Genomic DNA, 7287 nt, shown 5'->3' with positions numbered 1-7287 from the left:
TGTGACTGCGTAAAACCTGTATCATAGCTGAGTACCTCGCCAAACCAGTTTCCGGTGCTACCACCATTATTTACATAGTTTGCATTAACGCTTGTTTGCCAGCCTGCCAGGTTATAGGTATTTTGCTTTACTTCATCCAGCCTGCATGATCGTAGTGCATCGGGGTAAGCGAGGTAAACTGTGGGGTAGCGCCGCTGAGCAGGTTCGTTTGTTTGACTTTTGGTGAACGTATTACCCTGCAGCGCAAACAGCTTAAACTTTCTCAGCATGATCTCGCTAAAAGAGTTGGCACTTCTGCTCCGATCATTGCCGGGTATGAACAGGAGGAAATTAAGCCATCTATCGATATGGCTAAAAAATTGCAGATAAACTGGGGGTGACAGTGGATTATCTGATCGGCGGAACGGACAAACTTGTCCTGGATAAAAAGCTACTCAAAAGAATGGAAGAGATTAAAGCCCTCCCCACTGAAGATAAAGAGAGGGTATATTATTTTATCGATATGGCTATTACTTATAACAAAACTAAAAAAGCATATTCACGATAAATAGCAAAAGCCGAAAGCTATGACGCCTGCGGCTTTTTGATTTACAATTTCCCCTATCGACATTTTTTCAAAACAAAATCTGCCAATAATTTATTACTGTAATACTTCCCTGTTTTCTTATTCACAAAAAGCCCCCAACGGTCCATACAATATTCTTCTTTTACTCCTTTATAACAAAAGGTGAATAACACTCGAACATCTACAGATTTGGGTTTAGCCGCCTTAAACTTATTAACAGAAGTGGCTATCTGTTTAAGCTCCAACGTGTCTTTTATATCTATGTGCTTAATTGTTCCTGCAAATGCCGCTTTGAAAAATTCACAAGGTACATCCTCTACTGTACTCGTCGCAAAGTCTTCATACTCTATAAAAACGCCAACAAGCACTTTTGAGGATTGACAGTATCCATACTCAGTGAAAAAAGTAATCAAGACAGTAAGTAAAATTGCATTAATTATAACTCGCATATGATTCGCTTTGGCTTCTAATTTTTCTTCTTGCTTTGTCCTTTCACTTCTATTCCACCCAGATTATAATAAGGACTTATAATCGAACCTTTATTTGAAGTTGGGTCCGACACTATGGTCTGATTTTTAAACTGGTGACTTTTCCTTGCAACCTGCCCTGGCTTCGTTTCCCCTAACGCCGTTGCTGTCTTCTGTTCACTACCCGTTATCACTCTTCTCTCTTCTTTGTTACCATATTCAGCATCTTGTGTTTTTACATTATTCCGCTGCTCCATAGGGTTTGTATCATATCCTGCCGCATGGTCTAATTCATGATTAAGCACAGTTGACGGCGAGATAAAAGCATCCGTTTCCGTTTGTTTCCCATTATAAGGGTTCCAAGATATTGTACCACCATTTCCTCCTCCTACAACATTACCAGATTCATCACGTGTATAGTCCCCCTGAAATGAGCCATTCGTACCATCAAATTCCTTCACTGTATATATTTTACTAGAAGAGGATAATTGGTCATAGAACTCTCCAACTCCCTTCTCTTTAAGAAAAGCAATTGCTTTATTGAAATTTTGCTGAAACTCTTTCGTTGTGGATTTGCCAAATATAATAGTATCACCTAAAAAATCACTATAACGAATCGGATTATTCTCCATGGCTGCATAAGGAGATACTGCATCATTGGGCCTCGGATCCACATCCCACCATCTTCCAATTTGCGGATCTAAATTTCTATAAAATGCATCATACTGATTTAAACCTAATTCAGTCGTATGCTCTATTCCATTATACCTCAACCTATTCGCCGCATAATTCAACCCCTTCAACACATTCGAACTAATCCCCTCCATCGTCCCTCCAAATGGATAATAATAGCGTCTCCTCCAGCAACGGTCTCAAACAACTTCTACCACTAAAAATAACGGATTTTATTTTTTCATATGAAAGAAAAAAAATCTGATCCGTCATAAAACGCGGTCACCGTCCGGGGATAGATGATGTGTTACTGCTGCTGATTTTACATTCTCATGCCAGATCATAGATTTATCGCTCAGCCTATATTCTGCTGCTGACCACATCATCCATCCCCGGACGGAAGCGCGATGGTACAAAAGCTGATCAGGGTACTACCGCTGGTGTTCGCGCAGCTTATTCTCCCGTCGCCGGGTCAGCGGTATAACGCTGATGGCTATATTCTGTCGCCCCAACAGGGCTGACCGTTACTATCCCGCTTTACTTCCCGCTGATACTGATGATAAAAGGTAATCGTTTCTATAAACGATAATAACAGCGTCATGGTTCTACGGGGCTTAAAAATTTGCTCCGGTAGCTGGATGCAGCCTGCATAGGGATTCACCACCAGTACCGGTTGCAGTACCTGCTGTACATTCCTAAAAAGCTGTTTAATAGCCCGTTCCTGGCTGTAGTTAACTGCTCCCGCACTCTGGCGGGCTTGATACTCCATAATACTCCGGTCCTGTTCTTTGCTGGCATCCACATAGAACAACAGACAACGGTTAGCGTTATCTTCGTATTGCTTTTCCCGTGTGGTGCAACCGCTCACGCTTACCGGGCCATCCACTGTTACAGTGACGGTTTTTAGGTTCCCTTTATTGTCTTTTAGTGTAACCGTTTTGGTGATACGCTTTTTACTTTGCAGTTCCCGCAAGGGATACAAGGACGTTTCCGCACCGTCCAGATCCTCGATCAGCAGCAGCTTATGCTTTAACTCGTCCTGCTTAAAGTAATAAAACGCATTTTCTGTAATCTGGGTAATCTCTATTTTATCTCCTGCAGGGATCAGGTCTGATACCCGTTCCTGCAGATAGGTTTTACCGCTGCCACTGCTGCCTAAAAACATAATATGCAACGGGGTAGATTGTTTACGGCTGCTGTACACCAGGTAAGCAATCATCCGGTTTACTTCTTCCCCTACAAGCCCAGACCTGCCTATATCTTCACCCGTACGCTTTAAATGATCAGGGGCTTTCAGGTAGTTAATAGCTGCCTCACGTTGTGCTGGTGATAGCTCCGGCTTAGCCGCTGTCTTAGGTTGCAGGCTCTCCATACGCTGCACCCGGTAACCTTCCAACGCATTTGTTAGCTGCGCAATAACAGCCGTAACTACCTGGATATAAACAAACTTTCTCCTAAGGACAAGGAACTCGTATATGAGTTCCTCGACTCCTTCATTGCTAATAGAAAAATCAAAAACGTATTGCAATAAAAAACGCAGGCGATATTGCCTGCGTTTTTTATTGCAATACGGGAACTAAAATTTAATGCCATAATAAATCCTACCTTTTTTACTTAGCAAAAACAATAAATAAAAAAAGTAAAAAAATAAAGGAACTAATATTATGGTATGATGCAACCAAGAACCTGTTTTAGTGCCAAAAAATAAATATATCAACGGAGAAGTAAATTGCATAAAAGTAGGCTCAGCTGTAGTTACACTCACTAATAATAAATTATATACCCCATAAATACAAAGTATAATACCCGGTACAAAAGTCCACCTACTATTCCACAACACCATCCATAAAATCAATATTAATACACAAAGGATGTCTCTCCGGAAAAAACTACTTCCCAATACAGCAAAATAAATACTGACTCCTATTGTGAATATTAATAGGCTTATTATAAACCACTTAATCATTTTCATTATTAATGTTTATAGTTGTAATATCCTCCTCCTGGTTCTTTTCTATATCCTTCAACCTTACCATACTGGGAACTAACATCAGTCAAGGTTTCCACTTTCGGCTTTGCTGTTGTCCCATCTTTACTCCATAAATATTGCGTCCCTTCTTTTGATGTTCCAAGATAAAGCGCTCCATGCGTGGTTACACTGTAAGAGCCAGAAAATATACTCCACTTGGATTCGGCAAAGCGAACAACGGTTTCCCCAAACTTATATTGCGATGGATTATCAGTCACGTCTGTATAATTAGCCGTTATATCTGTCTTAAAATCTTCTTTGGTCATCACATTACCAAAATCAGGTGTTCTGTCCTGTGAAATAGAAGTTGCACATTCCCAACAATTATAATTCTGATCGGTTAACATCGTTGTACCATATTTACCTGGGTCATCAACATAATCCTTTATAGACGCATTAATTTCCTTAACTCCAGATACACTGTTAGGAAGAGCCACAACTCCGTTTTTATCCATTGTATTAAACAACTTCTGTCCTTCCTTCTGATCTACTCCCAGAAAAGCGGATAACGTCTTGGCATTATCTCCAGCTTCTTTCCTAAGCACTAATTGAGCTGACACTACCTTGCCTGATTTATCTTTATTCTCTTGTACTTCTGGAACCCATGGAGCCATTCCATCGGGATCAATAAATCTTATCGGATTATCAAACGCATAATTATAAGGAGAGTGCCTTCTCATTTTTTCGGATAGTGGATCTAACACATGCCATCTTCCTATCTGCGCATCATACATCCTCGCCCCATAATCATACCACTCAAGTCCTGATCCATCCCCGAACTCTTTTGATTGAAGTTCTTTCCCGTTATATTTCAGGCGGTTTTCAGGATAATTACTCCCCTTCAACACATTCGAACTAATCCCCTCCATCGTCCCTCCAAATGGATAATAATGCGTTTCCTCCAATAGCGGACCCGCAATATGCGTTACCGTTAGGTTATCAAAATAAACATTATCTATGGATTCGTTATTCGTATATACGTACAGGAAACCGGTTTGGTTTACTGTAAACTTATCTACTATAAGACTTTGTAGCTCATCAGGGTTATTGCACAGAGAACGGATACCGGTATTCTCTTCCACTAATTTAAAGCGATCATTGAATACCGCAAAATTTAAATGCGCCCGCGAGGCCACAGAATTAAAGGACTGCCGCTCCTGCTTTAACAGCGTTGAACCTGTGGAAATACATTGAATATTATAATAACCAACGAATCAAATTAAAACTGAGCTGACGGTCCGGGTTCGGCTGCACGGTTTAACCAGCCTACAGATGTATGTATGGACGCCGCTGGCAACATCTACATCGCGGATCTGGGGAATCACCGCATCAGGAAGATTGTTAAAAAATAAACGGTAAACAATGTGATAAGGTGCTTCCAGTTTTGGAGGCACCTTTTTTTATGCCAGTTACTTTGAGTTTAGTTTGTTAGCATTCAATTAGATCTTTATTCGCACATATCACCGACGGAGTAAAACTTATTTCTATGATTAAGAGAATTTTCATTTTAGAGATTTAGATTCTCGCGGAGTGCGTTTCGTCGCCATGTTTTATTGATTTATAATCTGTTATATAATACAGTAATTGTTAATTTAGATAATAGCTGTCCCCGTATGGGACCTGATTACTGGGCTGCGATGCCCTAAAATTGATACTATTTTGTGAAGAAATAATATCTGTATGTTATATCATATCTATCATTTACAACTACGGTTCTACCTTCTTGCATTAATACCATTCGTGATGGCAAAAGGGTTAAGATAGATATCAGTTCCTCATCTTGTGGATATATTATAAAGCCGTCAGAAATGCGTATATTTTTAGACTCAGTACCTACTGGGGTAATCCTTTTTAACTCAGTATTAAGGATTGACCATATTACATTATTGTACTTCTTTGTTTCTCTTACTGTATCCCTAACAGTTCCATCAGGGTTAATGATAACGCATGTGCCAAACGTACATTTGCGAACAGACTTTGATTGCATACTATCTAGCCTCCAATTACCTTGTAATGCCAAAGTTATGCTATCTCTTGTTTTCTGAGGTTGGTCTATCCCAGGCGGAGTGTCTGATTTGCTGCAACCAATGGAGTAAATAACAATAAGTGAAACGATTAATCTTTTCATGTTTGTTTTATTGAGGTGTACGTAAATACAATGCGTAGTGTGCCCATACCTTCATTCTACTTACTGCACCTGGCTATCTGTTAACCACAAATTGTAGATGTATGAAGAAGGGAATTGCAAAACGAATTAAGAAGAAGCAGACAACCCCAGATCCTTTCGGATTTCTTGTGTCTTATCTCGAACGTCCTGTTCGGCTTCGTCTAAAATCGCATCGAGATTGCGGCCTTTGTAGCGCGGTACAACTTCAGCTTGAATTTCCGCAACCTTAGCAAGAATAGTTTCCTCGAAAGCCTCCAAGCGTATCATCTGAGCTGTTATAAACTCATTTTGATGCTTCAGGAGGCTTTCCTGTGCTTGGACCAACTTCTTTAAAACCTCTTTTTCTTCATCTACTTTTTTTACTTTGTCTAAATTTTGCCCAAAAATTTCCTCAACATCTACGCCTAGCACTTCAGCGGCCTTCAACTTAAACTCATGAGATAGTGTATCTCCTTTTTTAAGCTGGTAGTATAACCCTTGACGCCCCCTGTATCCTGCCTTCTCCGCAAAATCTTCTACCGCGATCCCTCTTGATTTAATGAAGTTTATTAAAATATCCCCCTCTTTTTTAGACATATGGTAAAAAATTATGTGAAAATTTAGACAAAATTATTTGTCCAAATGTGAAAAATATCTGTTCTTTGTATCACAGTATTCGTACAACAAATGTACGAATACTGTGATACAAACAATACAACGCGTATTAGTACGCAAATTCTATTACCAGTATGATAATGAGATTAACAAGCAAACAGATCAAGGCATACCGCAACCTCTTCCGCCGGGTGAACCTCACTGAAGTGTGCCGGGAGAACGGTCTGAAACGCCGCACAATTTACGCTGTCCTGGACGGCGAGTCCTCCAACGTGGATGACGTGAAGGCTGCCGCCAAAGCTGCTCGTAAGATCATACGCAAATCTAACGGAGATGTACGTCGCATATCGCGCAGGGGATGAGCCTGAGAAGCAGCTGGTAAAGCCGAAGAAAAAGACCAGGAAGCAGGAGGTGGAGGAGATGGCGGAGTACCTGGTAGCGAAGTGGCGGCACCGTGACAGGATAGCCGCGATGAAGAAACACGGTTTAATCAAATAAAACATATCAGTTATGAAAAGACGATTCCTTCAAAAATTATTTACCCTCTGGCACACCAAAGGTGCATTTGATACTACTGCAGAGTACGCGGTGATGGCTGAAGCGATGATGGCAAAGTACGGTGTATCATTCGAGAATGAGGGTTATCAGATATGGTTTTATCAAAGCATTGTAGAAGCTCCTGAATGGAAGTCGTTCCTAAGCGCGGCGGCCAAGGTAATGGACTTCACCCAGGCAGTTTTTCATAACGTGGAATCAGAATGCACCCGGGGCTGATCGCAGCCCTGGTATTACT

The 7287-nt window shown here is 40.7% G+C and carries 12 protein-coding genes and 1 pseudogene; 6 read left to right on the top strand and 7 right to left on the bottom strand.

Annotation, left to right across the window (positions count from 1 at the left end):
* The coding region (locus tag KW844_RS28645; RefSeq protein ID WP_218380203.1) for a hypothetical protein at window positions 1-269 on the bottom strand (269 nt) is incomplete at its 3' end.
* Between KW844_RS28645 and KW844_RS29525 the strand changes: the two genes are divergently transcribed.
* Window positions 213-380 carry a helix-turn-helix transcriptional regulator gene (locus KW844_RS29525; RefSeq protein ID WP_218380200.1) on the top strand — a complete coding sequence of 56 codons (168 nt, stop codon included), beginning with the start codon at window positions 213-215 and terminating at the stop codon, window positions 378-380. The genes KW844_RS28645 and KW844_RS29525 overlap by 57 nt on opposite strands.
* 2 nt (window positions 381-382) lie before the next feature.
* The gene (locus KW844_RS28635) at window positions 383-547 is read left to right on the top strand and encodes a hypothetical protein (RefSeq protein ID WP_218380199.1); all 165 of its coding nucleotides are present in this window, start codon (window positions 383-385) and stop codon (window positions 545-547) included.
* A 53-nt stretch (window positions 548-600) separates the two neighbouring features.
* Here the strand turns inward: KW844_RS28635 and KW844_RS28630 are convergent, their stop codons facing one another.
* From KW844_RS28630 to KW844_RS28615, 4 genes are all read right to left on the bottom strand, one after another.
* Entirely contained in the window at window positions 601-1014 is a 414-nt protein-coding gene (locus KW844_RS28630) for a hypothetical protein (protein WP_218380198.1), read from the bottom strand.
* Between the two features lie 17 nt (window positions 1015-1031).
* Window positions 1032-1859, bottom strand: a complete 828-nt coding sequence (locus KW844_RS29240; RefSeq protein WP_255578681.1) for an RHS repeat-associated core domain-containing protein — start codon at window positions 1857-1859, stop codon at window positions 1032-1034.
* Window positions 1860-2197: 338 nt separating this feature from the next.
* Window positions 2198-3232: a hypothetical protein gene (locus tag KW844_RS28620; RefSeq protein WP_218380197.1), complete on the bottom strand. Its 1035-nt coding sequence runs from the start codon at window positions 3230-3232 to the stop codon at window positions 2198-2200.
* A 446-nt stretch (window positions 3233-3678) separates the two neighbouring features.
* Window positions 3679-4815, bottom strand: coding sequence for an RHS repeat-associated core domain-containing protein (locus tag KW844_RS28615; RefSeq protein WP_218380196.1), 1137 nt, complete (start codon window positions 4813-4815; stop codon window positions 3679-3681).
* A gap of 89 nt (window positions 4816-4904) precedes the next feature.
* Between KW844_RS28615 and KW844_RS29520 the strand changes: the two genes are divergently transcribed.
* Both KW844_RS29520 and KW844_RS29515 read left to right on the top strand, forming a co-directional pair.
* Entirely contained in the window at window positions 4905-4967 is a 63-nt protein-coding gene (locus tag KW844_RS29520; protein WP_370626521.1) for a hypothetical protein, read from the top strand.
* Between the two features lie 34 nt (window positions 4968-5001).
* Window positions 5002-5085 (top strand): annotated as a pseudogene (locus KW844_RS29515) (hypothetical protein); the annotation flags it as partial.
* A 302-nt stretch (window positions 5086-5387) separates the two neighbouring features.
* Here KW844_RS29515 and KW844_RS28605 read toward each other — a convergent pair.
* Both KW844_RS28605 and KW844_RS28600 read right to left on the bottom strand, forming a co-directional pair.
* Window positions 5388-5861, bottom strand: coding sequence for a hypothetical protein (locus KW844_RS28605; RefSeq protein ID WP_218380195.1), 474 nt, complete (start codon window positions 5859-5861; stop codon window positions 5388-5390).
* Window positions 5862-5987: 126 nt separating this feature from the next.
* Window positions 5988-6476, bottom strand: coding sequence for a hypothetical protein (locus tag KW844_RS28600; protein ID WP_218380194.1), 489 nt, complete (start codon window positions 6474-6476; stop codon window positions 5988-5990).
* Window positions 6477-6634: 158 nt separating this feature from the next.
* Between KW844_RS28600 and KW844_RS28595 the strand changes: the two genes are divergently transcribed.
* Together KW844_RS28595 and KW844_RS28590 are read left to right on the top strand one after the other, a co-directional pair.
* Window positions 6635-6856 carry a hypothetical protein gene (locus tag KW844_RS28595; protein ID WP_218380193.1) on the top strand — a complete coding sequence of 74 codons (222 nt, stop codon included), beginning with the start codon at window positions 6635-6637 and terminating at the stop codon, window positions 6854-6856.
* 148 nt (window positions 6857-7004) lie between these two features.
* A complete protein-coding gene (locus KW844_RS28590; RefSeq protein WP_218380192.1) occupies window positions 7005-7268 on the top strand; it encodes a hypothetical protein in 264 nt (87 codons plus the stop codon).
* Window positions 7269-7287 lie beyond the last annotated feature (19 nt).

Source organism: Chitinophaga sp. sic0106 (assembly GCF_019219075.1).
Classification (GTDB): domain Bacteria; phylum Bacteroidota; class Bacteroidia; order Chitinophagales; family Chitinophagaceae; genus Chitinophaga.
Note: the sequence above shows the minus strand (reverse complement) of the source record. Positions and strands in the feature narration are given on the sequence as shown.